Origin of the sequence: Pseudomonas sp. SAR267, from assembly GCF_052077595.1 — a bacterium.
In the GTDB taxonomy this organism is placed as follows: domain Bacteria; phylum Pseudomonadota; class Gammaproteobacteria; order Pseudomonadales; family Pseudomonadaceae; genus Aquipseudomonas; species Aquipseudomonas vlassakiae.
In genome coordinates, this window is record NZ_JBQIHU010000001.1 from 2469966 (window position 1) to 2487176 (window position 17211).

12 protein-coding genes are annotated in these 17211 nt (G+C 64.7%); 4 read left to right on the plus strand and 8 right to left on the minus strand.

From position 1 onward, the window contains the following. Positions 1-103 precede the first annotated feature (103 nt). From ACTORR_RS11910 to ACTORR_RS11925, 4 genes are all read left to right on the plus strand, one after another. Positions 104-2533, plus strand: coding sequence for a TonB-dependent siderophore receptor (locus tag ACTORR_RS11910; RefSeq protein WP_054886007.1), 2430 nt, complete (start codon positions 104-106; stop codon positions 2531-2533). Between the two features lie 142 nt (positions 2534-2675). Then, positions 2676-3788 carry a PepSY-associated TM helix domain-containing protein gene (locus ACTORR_RS11915; RefSeq protein WP_054886008.1) on the plus strand — a complete coding sequence of 371 codons (1113 nt, stop codon included), beginning with the start codon at positions 2676-2678 and terminating at the stop codon, positions 3786-3788. After that, on the plus strand, positions 3785-3961 hold the full coding sequence (locus ACTORR_RS11920) for a hypothetical protein (protein WP_177332403.1): 177 nt from the start codon (positions 3785-3787) through the stop codon (positions 3959-3961). Before ACTORR_RS11915 ends, ACTORR_RS11920 begins: the two co-directional genes overlap by 4 nt. 65 nt (positions 3962-4026) lie before the next feature. Then, complete coding sequence (locus ACTORR_RS11925) at positions 4027-6825, plus strand: dermonecrotic toxin domain-containing protein (RefSeq protein ID WP_313364646.1); 2799 nt, start codon at positions 4027-4029, stop codon at positions 6823-6825. Here the strand turns inward: ACTORR_RS11925 and ACTORR_RS11930 are convergent. The 8 genes from ACTORR_RS11930 to glnE all read right to left on the minus strand — a co-directional run bounded on the left by ACTORR_RS11930 (position 6786) and on the right by glnE (position 16895). Beyond that, positions 6786-8228 carry a lipopolysaccharide kinase InaA family protein gene (locus ACTORR_RS11930; RefSeq protein ID WP_286935662.1) on the minus strand — a complete coding sequence of 481 codons (1443 nt, stop codon included), beginning with the start codon at positions 8226-8228 and terminating at the stop codon, positions 6786-6788. The genes ACTORR_RS11925 and ACTORR_RS11930 overlap by 40 nt on opposite strands. Continuing rightward, positions 8228-8980 (minus strand): lipopolysaccharide kinase InaA family protein, encoded by a 753-nt coding sequence (locus ACTORR_RS11935; protein WP_054886011.1) that lies wholly within the window; start codon positions 8978-8980, stop codon positions 8228-8230. Before ACTORR_RS11935 ends, ACTORR_RS11930 begins: the two co-directional genes overlap by 1 nt. Continuing rightward, a complete protein-coding gene (locus tag ACTORR_RS11940; protein WP_054886012.1) occupies positions 8977-9711 on the minus strand; it encodes a lipopolysaccharide kinase InaA family protein in 735 nt (244 codons plus the stop codon). The genes ACTORR_RS11935 and ACTORR_RS11940 overlap by 4 nt, the downstream gene beginning before the upstream one ends. Next, positions 9711-10517: a lipopolysaccharide core heptose(I) kinase RfaP gene (gene rfaP / locus ACTORR_RS11945; RefSeq protein ID WP_099813758.1), complete on the minus strand. Its 807-nt coding sequence runs from the start codon at positions 10515-10517 to the stop codon at positions 9711-9713. The genes ACTORR_RS11940 and rfaP overlap by 1 nt, the downstream gene beginning before the upstream one ends. Then, positions 10514-11638: a glycosyltransferase family 4 protein gene (locus ACTORR_RS11950; protein WP_054886014.1), complete on the minus strand. Its 1125-nt coding sequence runs from the start codon at positions 11636-11638 to the stop codon at positions 10514-10516. Before ACTORR_RS11950 ends, rfaP begins: the two co-directional genes overlap by 4 nt. Then, positions 11638-12696, minus strand: coding sequence for a lipopolysaccharide heptosyltransferase I (gene waaC, locus ACTORR_RS11955; protein ID WP_099813759.1), 1059 nt, complete (start codon positions 12694-12696; stop codon positions 11638-11640). The genes ACTORR_RS11950 and waaC overlap by 1 nt, the downstream gene beginning before the upstream one ends. After that, positions 12697-13746, minus strand: a complete 1050-nt coding sequence (waaF, locus tag ACTORR_RS11960) for a lipopolysaccharide heptosyltransferase II (protein WP_054886016.1) — start codon at positions 13744-13746, stop codon at positions 12697-12699. It abuts the gene before it with no gap. Between the two features lie 215 nt (positions 13747-13961). Beyond that, entirely contained in the window at positions 13962-16895 is a 2934-nt protein-coding gene (gene glnE, locus ACTORR_RS11965; RefSeq protein ID WP_313364645.1) for a bifunctional [glutamate--ammonia ligase]-adenylyl-L-tyrosine phosphorylase/[glutamate--ammonia-ligase] adenylyltransferase, read from the minus strand. Positions 16896-17211: the final 316 nt, after the last annotated feature.

Below are 17211 nucleotides of genomic sequence, written 5' to 3' on the forward strand. Positions count from 1 at the left end.
CCAGATTCAAATAATTCTCACTTTTTTTCCGATTCCCCCTGTCACTTGCGCAATCTCGCTCGGCAAGGAAGCAGTAAGCACTTATCCGTCGAGGAACCGCTGCATGTCCCGTGCCGTTGATCGTATCCTGCGCCCCAGCCTGATGGCCCTGGCCATCGCCGTTGCCGCGCCCTTGTCCAGCACCGCCCTGTTCGCCGCCGAGCAGTCGGCACCACGCGCCTACAACCTGCCCGCTGCGCCGCTGGCCACTACGCTGAACCAGATCGCCAGCCAGTCGGGCATCGCCCTGGCCATAGACCCGGCGCTGGTCAGCGGCCGGACCTCGGCCCCGGTCAACGGCCAATACAATGGCCTCGGCGCCCTGCAAGCCGCACTGCAGGGCACCGGCCTGCAATTGCAGCAAAGCAGCGTGGGCAGCTACAGCCTGGTCGCCGTGCCGGATGGCGCCCTGGCCCTGCCGGAGACCACCGTGAATGCCGCCAGCGCGTCCGAGAGCGCCTGGGGCCCGGTCGACGGTTACCTGGCCAAGCGCACTGCAGCGGGAACCAAGACCGACACCGCGCTGGTCGAAGTGCCGCGGTCGATCTCCGTGGCCACCCGTCAGCAGATGAATGACCGTGGCGTGCACAGCCTCGACGATGCCGTGAAATACATGCCGGGCATCGTCTCCGCCAGCTTCGGCAGCGACACCCGTTACGACTGGATGCGGGTGCGCGGCTTCGAACCAACCCAGTTCCTTGACGGCCTGCCGCTGCCACGCGGCGTGTACGCCAACCCGAAAGCCGAAACCTGGAATCTCGACCGCCTGGCGCTGTTGCGTGGCCCGGCTTCCTCGCTGTATGGCCAGACCCCGCCCGGCGGCCTGCTGGACATGGTCAGCCGCCGCCCCCAGGCTGAAAGCGCTCACGAGATCGAACTTCAGTACGGCAGCGACAACCACCGCCAGATCAACTTTGCCAGCACCGGCAAGGTTGATGACGAGGGCCGATTCCTTTACGGCGTAAGTGGTGTTGTTCGCGATGGCGGCACGCAGATCGACCATATCGACGACAAGCGCTACAACATTGCCCCGAGCTTGACCTGGAACATCGACGAAGACACTTCGCTGACACTGCTGACCCAGTTCACCCGCGACGATACCGGCGCCACCAGCCAGTTCCGGCCGATCCAGGGCACCAAAATCGATATGCCGTTCGGCAAGGTCTCCCACCACAAGAACCTCGGTGACCCGGACTACGAGTTCTACGACCGTACCTATTACGCGCTGGGCTACGCCTTCGAGCATCGCATCAACGATGTCTGGCAGTTCCGTCAGAACCTGCGCTACACCAAGACCGACCTGGCGTTCCAGACCATCACGCCCGGCAGCTATAACCCGACCACACCACCGGTGCAGGACGATGGTACTGTCAGCCGCATGTCCACCAACACCGATGAAGACATCAGCCAGTTTGCAGTGGACAACAACTTCCAGGCCGACTTCGCCACCGGCGACGTGACCCACACCCTGCTGCTGGGCCTGGACCACCAGCGCGTCAATACCAACTACTTATCGATCTTCGGCTCCGTGCCGGACAGCAACGTAAACAACCCGGTCTATGGAGTGCCAATCACTCGCCCGGACCGCTCCACGGCGTTCTACGACTACGACCAGAAAACCTATCAGACCGGCGTCTACATCCAGGACCAGATGGCCCTTGGCAACTGGCGCCTGACGTTGGGCGGTCGCGAAGACTGGGTGCACACCAGCACCAAGTTCCTCAACAAAGGCGATGCCACCAACACCCAGCGCGACAAGAAATTCAGCGGCAACGCGGCGATCAGCTACGTGTTCGACTCGGGCTTCGTGCCGTACCTGTCGTATGCCGAGTCGTTCCAGCCGTCCAGCAACGCTGCAGTGTCCGCTTCCGAGTCGTTCAAACCGACCGAAGGCAAGCAATGGGAGCTGGGCGTCAAGTACCAGCCACCGGGTTCCAGCACCCTGCTCTCGGCAGCCGTGTATGACCTGACGCAGAAAAACGTCTCGGTAACCGACAACGTCGGCGGGGTAACCATCACTAGCCAGACCGGCGAAGTCAAAGTCCACGGCCTGGAGCTGGAAGCGGTTTCCGATGTCACCGAAAACCTCAAGCTGACCGCCGCCTACACCCTGGCCAAGTCGCAAGTGCAGGATGGCCAGTACCAGGGCAACCGCCTGCAGCTGATGCCCAACCAGCAAGCCTCGCTGTGGGCCGACTACACCTGGCACAGCGGCGTGCTCGATGGCTTCGGTATCGGCGGCGGTGCGCGCTACACCGGCAACACCTACGGCGACCAGGCCAACACCTACCTGGGCAAGGCCAACGCCTACACCGTGTTCGACGCCTCCGTGCACTACGACCTCGGTCGCCTGAGCACCAGCCTCAAGGGCGCGTCGGTGGCGGTCAACGCCACCAACCTGTTCAACAAGGACTACATCTCTACCTGCGACAGCTTCTACTGCTACTACGGCGACGAGCGCAGCGTCGTGGCCAGTGCTTCCTACAAGTTCTGAGTGAGCTGGGGGCGCTTTGCGCCCCTTTCGCGACACAAGGCCGCTCCCACAGGAAATCATCTATTCCTTGTGGGAGCGGCCTTGTGTCGCGAAAGGGCTGCGCAGCAGCCCCACGGTCCAACAGACAGAAATCGGTACCGTGATGAAAAGCCCAACCATCCGCCGCTGGTCGGTGATCCATACCTGGAGCAGCCTGGTCTGCACCCTGTTCCTGATGTTGCTGTCGCTCACCGGCCTGCCGCTGATCTTCCACCACGAACTCGAACAACTGCTCGGCGATGCTGCGCAACTGCGCGAGATGCCGGCAGGCACCCCGCATCTGGACCTGCAACAGCTGGTCGTCAAAGCCGAACAGCACCGCCCCGGCGAGGTCGTGCAGTACTTCGGCTTCGACGAGGACGAACCCGACGGCGTACTCGCGATCACCGCCGCAACTGCCGGCACCGAACCCAACTCGTCGCACACCTTCATGCTCGACGCCCGCACCGGCGAAGCCGTGGCCATGCCCGCCGCCAACGGTGGCTTCATGATGCTCATGCTGCGCCTGCACGTGGACATGTTCGCCGGGCTCCCCGGCAAGCTGCTGCTGGCGTTCATGGGTGTGCTTTTCGTCGTCGCGATCGTCTCCGGCACCGTGCTCTACGCGCCGTTCATGCGCCGTCTCGATTTCGCCACCGTGCGCCACGACAAGTCCCGCCGCCTGCGCTGGCTCGACCTGCACAACCTGATTGGCGTGGTCACCCTGGCCTGGGCGCTCACCGTCGGCGTGACCGGCGTGATCAGCGCCCTGTCCGACCTGGTCATTGCTGCCTGGCGCAACGACAGCCTGGCCGCGATGGTCGCACCCTATCGTGATGCCCCGACACTCACTGATCGCGCACCTGCCACCCGCCTGCTGAACATTGCCGAACAGGCCGCACCCGGTATGCGCCCCGACTTCATTGCCTTCCCCGGCACGCGCTTCTCCAGCGAACACCATTACGCAGTGTTCATGAATGGCGCCACGCACCTGAGCTCACACCTCTTCACGCCGGTGCTGATCGACGCCCGCACCCTCGAGGTGACGGCGGTCGGTGAGCGGCCCTGGTACATGGACGCCATGGGGTTGTCGCAGCCGCTGCACTTTGGCGACTACGGCGGTCGACCGATGCAGATCCTCTGGGCAGTGCTCGATGTGCTAACCCTCATCGTGCTCGGCAGCGGCCTGTACCTGTGGTGGGGCAAGCAGCGCAAGACCCGGGAGACGCGCGCATGAGCCACAGGTCGCAAGCCACCCGGCGCGTCTTCGCCTGGCCGGCCAGCATTGCCGTGCTCGGCGCCGCCGGCCTGTTCGCCGCCTTGCTCGGTGACGGCGCGTGGGATGCCCTGGCCTGGCTGGGCCTGGGCATCCCGGCCGTGCTCAGCCTGCGGGCACTGTGCGGTCGATAACCGGTTACCGCCCATTGCACTGCGCCAATGGCCAGCTTGTGTGCGCTACTTTTATGGAGTACACCATGCTGCCACTGGAACGTATCGAGTTTCTCGACCAACAAGTCGTGGCGCTGCTAAGCGCCTTGCCGAACCCCGACCCGCTCACCCAGACCCGCCAGCAACTGCATGCCGAACTGGCGCAATTCTGGGCCGATGCCGATAGTCAGGGCCGCTCACGGCGCATGCGTCTCACCGACCTGCGCCGGGCTTTGATGCATGCCGAACTTGACCTGCGCCTGGGCGACCAGACACTGGCTGCCGAGCAGGCCGACCTGCTGCGCGGTTGCCTGGACCTGCCTGCGGCCTGGCAACGCCACCACCAGCCACTCGCACGCCGTGCCCAGGTCTATCGCCCGGTGCTCAGCCGCAACCGCCCGCACTGGCGGTCAGCACTGCCCGGCATGTTCGTGGTGCTGGCCGGCCGCCCGGAAGGCGAGCAGCTAGACGGCCAACAGGCCACCGGGCCGGCACTGCTGTGCGGCACCGCTCAAGGGATCGAGGCCTACCCGTCACTCACCGCGTTGCACCAGGAGCTCTGCGAGCGCCTTGATGATCCCATCCAGAGCAGGCCCCTTCTGCGCCTGCTGGTCGATCCGCAGCGCGAGCGCAACGCCTGCCTGGCCGACCGCCTGCGTTATGAATGGTACGCCGACGACCCGGTCCAGGCGCAGGTCGACAGCCTGCTGGAGGCACAGCGTCAACGCCTTCAGCAAAGCTGGACGAACACGCCCACCCTGCCGATCACGGCCGAGGCGTTGCGCAAGGCCATGGCCCTGACAGACGAGGCTGGCAAGCAAGCATTACTCGACACCCGCTATTCACTGCTACTGGAAAAAAACCTGCCCAACTGGCTGCGCTCGGCCAGCGAGCAAGGGCTCACCCATATCATGCAAACCATGCAGCTGCTGGTGGCAGCCGCCGACAGCGTCGCCACTGCCGGCATACTCACCTTTGCCCAGTTCCGCCAGAAGCACACCCTGCGCAACTGGGCCAAGGACAGAGTCGAGGAACGCTTGCGCAGCGACCTCGGCCTGACCTACCCGGCCAGCGACATCCTGGTGCATGTGGTCCATACCCGGCAGGTCGGGCCACATATCAACCCCTTCCACCCCTCCAGCTTCATCACCTGGCGCGGCGTACAGAAAGTCGGTGGCGAACTGATCGAAACCATCAAGGAAAGCTACCCACTGGATGAGCTGGCGCTGCGTAACGTGAGCTGGTTCGACTATGACTACTGGCTGACAGCACGGGCCGCCCACCGCCATGGCAAGCCGCTGCCAGCGGCACTGACTGCGAGCTACCTGAAGGCCCTGGTGAGAAGCCTCAGCGTCGGTGGCAGCTATACCGAATTTCTGCAAAAACAGCTGATCGACGCTCCCCTGGGGGCCTGGCGGCTGAACGCCCATGCCAAGGTCAACCGTGCTCGCATGGAGGCCGAGCTGGCCAAGGCACGTTACGCCAGGCACCTTGCCAGCGATCACTCGGAGCGCGACTACCGCTGGGTGCGAAAGGTGCTGGATTACCCGCACAATGCCCTGCGCCCACCTGTCGACGGGGTGCGTGTCACCGTGCACCAACTGACGATCAACAACCATACCGTGCAGGGCGTACTGCTGCTCGACAGCCAAACGGCCGGCGTACGCTCGTTCGTCCTGTATACCCCCGATGCCCCTGACCGACGCGCCTGGCGCAGCCTGGCCAGCGCACGCGCGCTGCTGCGCCTGCTGCGCCAGAAAACCAGCCTTATGGATTACACGCTGGATCGCCTGCCACAGTTACCCAGGGAAGAGGCCCGGCGCCTGTTCATCAGGGGTGGCCTCGGTACAGCGCTACACATGCCAGCCGTTGACGATGACCTGTTCCATGCCTATTACCTGTCCATGGCACGCGGGTTGATTGCCGTCGCAGACGCCAATAGCCGCACCACCGCAGAGGCCGATGTGCAACAAGGAATCGATCTGGCCTGGCGCCTGCTCGACCTGGTCAGCCTGGCACTGCCCGCCCGCGCGTTCATCCCCCTCTCGCTGGGGCGAATGGTGATCGAGATCTGGGGTGGCGCGCAGGCCTATCGCCAAGAGGACATTGATGGCGTGCTGCAGCACACCTACAACGCCCTTAGCCATGCCAACGATGCGGGTACCAGCCTGGCCGCCACCGGCCTGATGCGGCGCGTGCTGCGCGGCGTGCCGTCACAACCGCCGCTGCCATTGCCCTCGCGCTACAGCGTGACGCCCACGGTGGATAACCTGCGCTTCCGGATCGACGGCATCTACGCCGAAGGGGTCTATGAAAAGGCCTCCGAGTTCGAAGGGCTCAGCCAGTACTACATCCAAGATGCCCAGCAGCGTTACTACAAGGTGGCCTTCGACGGCCAGCGCTGGCGGGTAATCGACCCGGTACAGCCAGACGCCTACCTGCAGCAGCCGGTCAAACGCCTGGCCAGTGGCAACTGGGTCATTGACTCGCCGGTGCTGTGGTACGACGGTGTGCCCGACCTGGCCCAGCTACTCACCGAGTGCCGGCTGCCGGAAACCCTTGAAGGTGAAGCGTTCGAAGCCATCGATGGCCTGCACCAGGCCGACGAGCAACTGTATCTGCAGACCCAAGGAGGGCAGCTTCCCCTGCGCCGGCACCTGCTCGCCGACCGCTACCACCTACCGATCGCCCAGGCCGAGACAGCGGGAGTAGTACCCTGGGCGATCCTGCGCTGGCGCGACGGGCAATGGCGCATTCGCGTGCGTCAGGCAGGACGCAGCAGCGACTGGCTGGCCCTGCCCGAGTCTTACTCGGTCAGCCTCGGCAGCAGGCGGTCCAGTCGTTGATGCAGCGCGCTGCCACTCGGCCAGTTGCGCAACAGCCGCGCCCGGTCACGGGCGTAGGCCGGGGCAAAACTGAGCTGGGTGGCGTGCTGGCACATGGCGTCGAGGTCGATCAGCGACCACTGGCCCTTGTCCCAGAACAGGTTGTGACCTTTGAAATCGCCATGGCTTATGCGCTCGCGGATCAGCTGCTGCATCACGTGTACCAGCGCATCGACCTGCTCTTCAGGGGCATCGCCGTTGTCCACATAGGGCGCGAAGCAGGCGGTGAGGTCCGGGCCATCGATGTATTCGGTGACCAGGTAGGCGCGGCTGCGCAGGCCCATCACCCGCTGTTCCAGCACCGCCAGCGGGCGCGGCGTGGCGATGTCGAGGAATTCCAGGCGATGCCCTTCTATCCACGAATGCCAGGCCCGGCTCGGGCGCCAGAAGCGCTTGAACCAATGGGCGGTGTTCTTGATGTTGTAGCGCTTGAGCACTAGCTTGCGGCCGTTCACTTCGATACGCGCCACACTGGCCGCACCACCGGTCTTGTACAGGTGGCCCTGGTCGATCAGTGCATCCGCCTGCTCGAGCACCGGCAGCATGGCCTCCACCTCGTTGCGGCGGATCACGCGCAGGCCTGACAGGCTGCGCTCGACACTGAACAGGCTGCACTCGCGGCCAGCCTTCTCCAGGTAATCCTTCTGCCGCCAGCTGCGCACCTTGTCCACCTGCTTCAACAGCGCTTCCAGCGGCAGCGCGTGCTCGGCGTTGGCCAGCAGGTAGTGCACCAGCAGCTCTTCGATGAACGGCTCCAGGCGCTTGGGCAACTGGGCGAAGAACATCCCGAGATTTTCCAGCACACGCGGGCGCGACAACTGCTGGCCGGGTGTCTCGGCCTTGATGCCGGCGCCGTCGATCAGGTAGAGCTTGCCGCCGTGGCGCAGCAGGTTGTCCAGGTGCAGGTCTTCTTGCCACAGGCCCTGGGCATGCATGTGCGCCACGGCAGTCAGGGCTTCGCCCAGTACCAGGTGCTGCTCGTCAGCCAGCACCGGCAGGCTTTCCACCGCCGCCCAGGCATCGGCCAGGCTTTCAGCGCCATCGAGGAATTCGAACAGCAGCCAGCCACCCTCGCCTTCCTTGAGGCCGTCGGCCAGCAGTTGCGGCGTGGTCAGGCCCTCTTTGGCCAACAGCTTCACGCCATCCAGTTCGCGCTGGAAATGCCGCGCGGCATTGCCACCGACCAGCAGCTTGGCCAGCACCGGGGTGCCACGCCAGATGCCAGCGCCGACATAGCGCTGGCCGGGCAGCACCCGCAGCAGGCTGAGCAATTGCAGGTCAGCCGGGCCAGCGGCATCGGCCAGGGTGATGCTCAACGGCAGCGCCGGGCTGCGCCCGGCGTCTTTGAGTTCGGACAAACGCATCAGCGGGCCTCTTTTTCACGACGGCGTTGCGTCAGGCGTTGCAGCCAGGTGCCGACCAGGGCGCTGTCGCCAGGCTGCTGAAGGTAGGCCGCCAACAACTGGCGCACGTCCGCCTCGCTCCAGGCCCCGGCACGTCGCAGCAGCGGCTCCAGGTCGCGCAGGCGGTCACGCATGCCGAACAGCAGCGGCCGGGTCTTTTCCAGGTCGATCAGTTGCGCTTCCCAGCCTTCGCGCCGTTGGCGCAGGAAGATGTGCTTGGGATAGAAGCAGCCGTGCACCAGGCCTGCACCGTGCAGGGTGCGCGCCAGCTGGCCGCAGGCCTTGAGGATCCCTGCCCGGGCGTCATCGGCAAGCTGTGGCCACTGAGCCAGCAAACCTTCGAGGTCGCTCCACTCGTCCAGCGCACGGGTCATCAGGATTGCCCGGTGCTTGCCGTTCTGCTTGCGCTCGCCGTAGAACACGGCCTGCAAGGCCGGGATGTGCAGTTTGTGGTAACGGCTGATGTTACGGAACTCGCGAGCGAAGGTCGGTTCGCCAAACGGCCGGTGCAAGGTGCGGGTCAGGTAATCGCTCTGGCGCTTGAGGTAATAGCCTTTGCCCTCCAGCTCCAGGCGATAGACGCTGCTCCAGCCGCCGCGGCCGGTGTTGGGTTCGTCCACGGCGTCGAGCTGCAGCGCCCACAGCGCTTCGAAATCGTTCAAGCCATGGCGTTTGAGCAACGCGAGGTCCGCGCTGGCCAGGTAATCGGTCATTCCCTTCCCTCGAAGAAGCTCAGCACCTGGCGAATGCGCCGCTTGTCGCGCACATTCAGGCGCTGACGCCCACGGTACTGCAGATAGAAACGCAGGCGCTGGGTCGCCGACAGATGATATTTAGCCACCTTGTCCAGGCACGCCAGGTCTTTGATCATGCGGTGGCGCCACATGAAGCCGCGCCAGAAGTCGCCGGTCGGGCAGTCGATGAAGAACAGCGTACCAAGGTCGTCGACCAGCAGGTTGCGCCACTTCAGGTCGTTGTGGGCAAAACGGTGTTCATGCATCACCCGGGTGTGGCGCGCCAGCTGACGGCTCAGCTTGTCGACCCAGACCCGGTCGGCCAGGCGTGGGTCGTTGCGCTCGGCCAGCGCCGAAAGGTCTTCGGTACGCGGCAGCTCGCGGGTGATCATCGCCCCCCGGCCAAAAGCCAGGCCCTTGCGTTCCAGGCCCCAGGCCACCACCTCGGCAGTGGGAATTTCCCACTTGGCGAACTGCTTGAGGTTCTGCCATTCGGCCTTGATGCGTGGCCGGCCCAGATAGCGGCGCATGTGCTTGCCAGCGCCGGTGTAACGCTTGACGTAGTAGTTGACCCCGTCACGCTCGACGCGGATAACCTCGCTGAGCGGGTCACGCGTGAGGTGTTCGCCCTTGAGGGCAAAGACCGCATCGAGGCTGCCGAAGTCCGACGCCAGATGTTCGTAGCCTGGCGCCAGTGTCCAACTCGCCATCAGAGTGCATCCCCATAGCGTTGCTTGCGATCGTAGAGTTTCTGCGCCTTGCGCTCGAGCCAGGCGAGCAGCGCGGCCTCCTCGGCCAGAATCTGCCGCAACGGGCGCTTGAAGTAACCGCGCAGGAAACGCAGCTTGTCACGCCGGGTAAGGCCGATGTCCAGCGCCGAGAAGTACAGCGCGGCCAGGTCCTTGTCGCGCCAGCGGCGGCTGATTTTCGCCCGGGTCTGGGCGCGATGCAGGTCGATGACCGACAGTTTGAAGTCTTCCGGCGTCACCGGCCGGTCGGTGTGCAGCAGGAAGTGGCAGATGTAACAGTCTCGGTGGTTGACCCCGGCGCGGTGCATGCCGCCAGTCATCTTTGCCACTTCAGCGATCAGCGCACGCTTCAGGCGTGGCTCGGGCGGCTGCCTGACCCAGTCGATGCTGAAATCTTCCAGGCTGATGGTAGGCGCCAGCTCTTCGGTGACGATGAACGAATGCTGGCTGGCCGGGTTGCTGCCACGCTCGCCATAGGCCACCGCGGTCATGGTCGGCACGCCCACTTCATGCAGGCGCTGGATGGCCTGCCATTCCTGGCCGGCACCGAGTACCGGCAACTTGGCAGTGAGCAGGTTCTTGAAGATCTCGCCCCAGCCGATGCCACGGTGGATCTTGACGAAGAAGCCCTCGCCATCGACCTCGGTACGCAGCGTGCGACGGCCTTCCAGCTCGCGATAGACCTCGCCTTGCAGCGCTTCCACGGCCTCGAAGGCGTCCCGCCCGGCCCACAGATGCTTGAAGGGTTCGGCCAAAATCAGCTTCATGCGTTCTCCTGCCCCAGAATCACATCGGCAGCATGCTGCGGCATGCTGTACAGGTCGGCACTGTCGGCAAAGGCCAGGCCGTTGCGCGACCAGCCGGCGCGGGCCTGCCCGTCTTCAAGCATGCGCTGCAGGCAAGCATTGAGCTGCTCCTGCTCGAACGGCTCGTCCAGCACCAGGCCGCTGTCGGCCTCGGCGATGTAGTGAGCGTAACCGCAGACCTTGGACACCAGCACCGGCAAGCCGGCCACCAGCGCTTCGAGCAGCACCGTGCCGGTGTTCTCGTTGTAGGCCGGGTGGATCAGCAGGTCGGCACCCAGCAGGAAGCGCGGGATGTCGCTGCGGCCCTTGAGGAACTGCACCTGCTCCCCCAAGCCCAAGGCGGCGCTCTGCAACTGGAACACCTTGGGGTCGTCCTGGCCGATGACCATCAGCCTGGTGCGTTTGCGCAGCGCCGAGGGCAGCGCGGCCAGGGCTTTGAGGCTCCGATCGACGCCCTTGGTCTTGAAGCCGGAGCCGATCTGCACCAGCAGCAGGTCGTCATCGCCGAGGTTGAATTCCTTGCGGAACTCGGCGCGGATCTCGGCGGCGTTGGCCGGCGCGCGGCGGTCCTGGGAGATGCCTGGCGGCAGCAGGTGGAAGCGTTCCACCGGGGTGCCGTAGTGCTTGATGAACAGCGGCTGCTGCACTTCGGAAATCATCAGCACTTCGGTGCGCGCGTCCTTGGCGAACACGGCACGTTCGTACTCGGCAAAATGCCGGTAGCGGCCCCAGCGGCGGTACAGGCCGCCGCGCAGGGTCTGCGCCTTGTCCTCGAAGCAGCCGTCGGCGGCGTAGTAAACGTCCAGCCCCGGCATCTTGTTGAAACCGATCAGGCGGTCGACCGGGCGCTTGGCCAGGTCCGCGGCCATCCAGGCGCTGAGCTTCTCGTTGCGGCGATGGTTGAAGATCGCCTTGACCGGCGCCACCAACACCTCGAAGCCCGGCGGAATGTCACCCTCCCAGATCAGCGTGTACACGCGGATCTGGTGGCCCCGCTTCTGGCATTCCAGGGCAATGCGCATGAAATCGCGCTGCAGCCCGCCGAAGGGGAAATATTTGTAAAGCACGAAAGCCAGTTGCATCAACGAACATCCTCAGCCAGCAGCAGCGCGCTCAGGCGGCTCGCTACATGCTCGGGATTCAGGCGAGTGAAGCACAGCGGCCACTCGCGTTTCAGATCGAACCGGCGCAGGTCGTCGGCGCTCGGTTTGTAGGTGCATTTCTTTTGCAGGCAGGGGGCGCAAGGCCAGTCACTGGCCTGGTGAATCTGAGTCCGTCCGTAGGCGCCGGTCAGGCCTGGGTTGGTCGGGCCGAACAGCGAAATGGTCGGTACGTCCAGCGCTGCAGCCAGGTGGCCGAGGCCGGTATCCACCGCCACACAGGCCTTGGCCGCCGCCAGCACACGGGCGACGCCGGCAAGGTTCAATCTGGGGAGCACCTGGCAGTTGTTCAAGCCCTGGGCAATGCGCTCGGCACGGGCCTTTTCGGCGGGGTTGCCCCAAGGCAGGCGTACCTGCAGCTTGCGCCGGCCCATGCGCTCGGCCAGTTCACGCCAGTAGGCTTCAGGCCAGTGCTTGGTCGCCCAGGTGGTGCCATGCAGAAACACCACGTAAGGCGCAGCCGGCGGCAATTGCAGGCGGTCGAGGTCGAGACCGTACTGGCCGATGCCTTCCGGCAGGTCATAGGCCAGGGCCATGGCGAACAATTGTCGTACTCGCTCCACGGCATGCTGGCCAACGGCGACCGACAGCGGCCGGTCATAGAACCGGCTGGCCCAGCCTTCACGGGCCGAATAGCGGTCCAGCCCGGCGACCGGGGCCTTGACGTAGCGGGTCAGCCAAGCCGACTTGACCAGGCCCTGGGCATCGATCACCAGGTCGTACTGGCGCTCGCGAACGCGCTGCTTGAACGCCTTCCATTCGCCGCTCTTGAGGGTCTGCCAGAGATTCTTGCGCCAGCGGCGGATCGCCACCGGGATGACCTGGTCGACTGCCGGGTGCCAGCTGGGGATCTCGGCAAAGCCTTCTTCCACCACCCAGTCGAAACGGATGCCCGGGATGGCATGGGCGGCGTCGGTCAGCGCCGGCAGGGTGTGGATCACATCACCCAGCGACGAAGTCTTGATGATCAGTACCCGCACTTAGTCGACCTCGGCCACGGTATCGATCAGGTTCGGACCACCCAGGCTGTGCAGGGCGGCGATCACTCTGCCCGGCTCCAGCAGGCGCAGGCAGTTGTAGTGGCCGAAGCGGCAGGTGCGGTCAAAGCACGGGCTGCACTCGATGCCGGTGCGCACCACTTCCACCTGTTCGGCCAGCGGCGGCGTGAAGCCAGGCGAAGTGGAACCGTACACCGCGACCAGCGGGCGGTTCAACGCCGCCGCCACGTGCATCAGGCCAGAGTCGTTGGACACCACGGCATCGGCGCAGGACATCAGGTCGATGGCCTCGGCCAGCGAGGTTTCGCCCGCCAGGTTGTACGACTCTTCACGCAGGCCCGGTATCAGGCGGTCGCGGATCTGCTCGCCGACCGGGTGGTCGTTCTTCGAGCCGAACAGCCACACCTGCCAGCCCTGGCGGGTCATCGCATCGGCCACGGCGGCGTAGTGCTCGCTCGGCCAGCGCTTGGCCTCACCGAACTCGGCGCCCGGGCACAGCGCCAGCACCGGGCGGTCCAACGCCAGGCCGAACTTGGCCAGGGCGGCTTCGCGGCTCTGCGCTTCGATCTGCAGGCTTGGCCGCGGATACGGCTGCGGCAGCTCGGCACCGGGTGCGTAGGCCAGGGCCATGAAACGTTCGATCATCAACGGGTAGCGGGCCTTGTCCAGCTTGCGCACGTCGTTGAGCAGGCCGAAACGCATTTCACCGCGCCACCCGGTGCGCTTGGGAATGCCGGCAAAGAACGGCACCAGTGCCGACTTCAACGAGTTGGGCAGCAGGATGGCCTGGTCGTACTGGCCGGCCAGGGACTTGCCGATGCGCCGACGCGTAGCCAGTTCCAGCGCGCCGTGGCCGAGCGGGAAGCTCAAGGCCTGACGCACTTCGGGCATGCGTTCAAGGATCGGCCGGCTCCACTCGGGCGCCAGCACGTCGATCACGCAGTCGGGGTGCTGCTGTTTCAGGCACTGGAACAGGGTCTGCGCCATCACCATGTCGCCGACCCAGCTGGGGCCAATGATCAGTATTCTCATGCTTAGTCCAGAAACGCTCGGGGAGGCTACAGGCTGCATACAGCCTGGCCTCCCCTCTTTATATTCAGGCTATGTGGCGGACAGTGTACCACCGGGGAACCGCTGGGGCCGCTTCGCGCCCCTTTCGCGACACAAGGCCGCTCCTACAAGGGAATGCGATCGCCTGTAGGAGCGGCCTTGTGTCGCGAAAGGGCCGCAAAGCGGCCCCGACGATCTCAAGTCAGTCCCAATTCGCCCCAGATCCGCCGCACTTCGCGACGCTCATCGGCAAATTGCGCCGCATCGATCACCCCGGCCTGCTTCTGCAGGGCCTGGCGGTGCGACGCCGAGCGGAACGCCTTGTACACCTCACGCAACAGCACCGCGTCACTGGCCGGCATCAACCTTGCCTGCTCCAGTTCTTCTAGAATGCGGATGTTATCGGTCCATCGGAGTATGGCCGGGTGCTCGTGAGACCAGGCTAAAGCGGCGTATTGCACCATAAATTCGATATCGACGATACCGCCGGCATCCTGCTTGATATCGAACGCCACACCGGTATCGAAGGCATTGGCCGCGGTACCGGCAAGGGTGGCCTTGGTGCCGAGGTTGTCGCGCATCTTGGCACGCATCTCGCTCACTTCGCTGCGCAACTTGCCCAGGTCACGGGGCTGGCCCAGGACCTTGGCGCGCACGCCCTCGAATGCCGTCGCCACCTGCTTGCAGCCCACCAGCACACGGGCGCGCACCAGGGCCTGGTGCTCCCAGGTCCAGGCCTCGCTCTGCTGGTAGCGCTCGAACGCCCCCAGCGAACTGACCAGCAACCCCGCCGCGCCAGACGGGCGCAGGCGCATGTCGACGTCGTACAGCTGGCCGGAGTTGGTCTGGGTAGTCAGCAAGTGGATGATGCGCTGACCCAGGCGGGTGAAGAACTGCGCACTGTCGATCGGTTTGGCGCCGTCGGTTTCCGCCTGCGGGTCGCCATCGTGAATGAACACCAGGTCCAGGTCCGAGCCATGGCCCAGCTCCAGGCCACCGACCTTGCCGTAGCCGATGATGATGAAGCCTGGGTCACACAGGCTACCGTCGCTGCGCCGGGGCTGACCATGGCGGGCCACGGTCTGGCGCCAGGCCAGGGCCAGCACCTGGTCGAGTATGGCTTCGGCCAGCCAGGTCAGGTAGTCGCTGACTTTCATCAACGGCAGGTTGCCGCTGATTTCCGACGCTGCCACACGCAGGCTATGGGCCAGCTTGAAGTGGCGCAGCGCTTCCATCTGCTGTTCCAGGTCGTCCTCGGGGATGCGCGTCAGCCGCTCGCGCAGCTCGGCAGCCAGCTCCGGCGCCAGTGGTGGGCTGAACAGGCGGCCTTCGTTGAGCAGTTCATCGAGCAGCAACGGGTAGCGAGCAATCTGCTCGGCGATCCACGGGCTGGCCGCACACAGGGTCAGCAAGCGCCGCAAGGCACCCGGGTTTTCGGTGAGCAGCACCAGGTAGGCCGAGCGCCGTGCCACGGCCTCGACCAGCGGCAACACCCGCTCCAGTACCAGGTCCGGGTTGTCGTGTTCCACGGCCTGGGCCAGCAGGCGCGGGATGAAGGCATCCAGGCGCTCGCGGCCGATGCGCTGCATCGAACGCAGCTGCGGGCTGGCGCGCAGCGCTGCCAGGCGGCGCAAGGCTTCGGTCGGTTGCTTGAAACCGGCCTCTTCCAGCTGGCGACCTGCGGCTTCTTCATCCTGGGCCTGCTCCCACAGCGGTGACCACTCGCCACCGACCACCAGCTCGCCTTCACCTTCGTCCTCATCCGGGTCGGCAATGACCTGACGGAAGTGCCAGTCGACCCGGCCGCGCCAGTACATCAACTGATCGTGGAAGCTCTGCCAGTCGGCAAAACCAAGCATATAGGCGACACGCGCACGGTCGAGTTCGCTATCGGGCAGCATCTGTGTCTGGCGGTCGGCGATGGCCTGGATGGCGTGTTCGGTGTAGCGCAGGAATTCATAGCCTTCGCGCAGTTCTGCCACCACGGCGGGCGGCAGGTAACCCTGGCCCTCCAGGATTGCCAGGACCTTGAGCAATGGCCGCAGTTGCAGGCTCAGGTCACGGCCACCGTGAATCAGCTGGAAGGCCTGGGCGATGAACTCGACTTCGCGGATGCCACCAGCGCCCAGCTTGATGTTGTCGGCCATGCCCTTGCGCCGAACTTCCTGCTGGATCAGCTGCTTCATGGTGCGCAGTGCTTCGATCGCAGAAAAGTCCAGATAACGCCGATACACGAACGGTTTCAGCATTTCCTGCAGTTGCGAGCCAGCGGCCTGGTCACCGGCCACCACCCGCGCCTTGATCATCGCGTAGCGTTCCCAGTCGCGGCCCTGGTCCTGGTAGTACTGCTCCAACGCATTGAAGCTGAGCACCAGGGCGCCGGCCGAGCCGTAGGGGCGCAGGCGCATGTCGACACGGAATACAAAGCCGTCGACGGTCACCGGGTCGAGCGCCTTGATCAGGCGCTGGCCCAGGCGGGTGAAGAATTCCTGGTTTTCCAGCGAGCGCTTGACCCCTTCGGTTTCGCCGCCTTCGGGGAAGGCGAAGATCAGGTCGATGTCCGATGACAGGTTCAGCTCCACCGCGCCCAACTTGCCCATGCCCAGCACCACCATGTGCTGCGGCTGGCCGCTACGGTTGCCGATCGGCGTGCCGAACTGCTGGCAGTGGCGCGGGTACAGCCACTGGTAGGCTTCGTCGATGGCTGCATCGGCGAGGTCGGACAGGTCGCGGCAGGTCTCGCCCAGCTCGGCCTGGCGGGTAATGTCACGCCAGATGATGCGCAGCTGATGGCGATTGCGCTGGCGACGCAGGTTGCGCGCCAGCTCGTCCTCGCTCTGCGCGGCCTGGGCTGCAGCGGCGATCTGCCCGCGAAGCTCGCCCGGTCCGTAACGGCGGTCCAGTTCACCGCTGGCGATCAAAGCGAACAGCATGGCCGGCTCGCGCTGGGCAACGCCAAGGACAAAATCACTGGCGGCGGCGACCTGATCGAACTGTTGCCGGTGCAACGGCGTCCAGGTGTTCAGGTCGAGGTCAGCGTGGCCTGCCACGGCATCGCGCAGGAACTGCTGGTTGCGAACGACCAGCGGTTGCAGGGAAGCAGGCAGTTCGAGCGGCAAAGGTAGGCGCATGGTCTATCCTTGATCGGCGTGAAATGGAGGGGAAAAAGCGGCCAAGAGGGAGCCGGACCTCGGTTGGACTGTCATACAAAAGTTGGAAATAGCTGAAAAAAACGAAACATTGGCAAGAAACATCAAGATCCACCTGTTCGCGACACACCGCCAACCAACATGAACGTTTTTCCTCACAAGCCGAGGTGCGACCAAACGTCGCATTTGTGTAGTTTTACTACTACCCGTGACGTGCAAAAGCATGAAATGCCGAAGCAAATGTAGTAAAACTACACGGCGCCGGGAGACACCCCGGTAATCCAAGAATTCACGACGT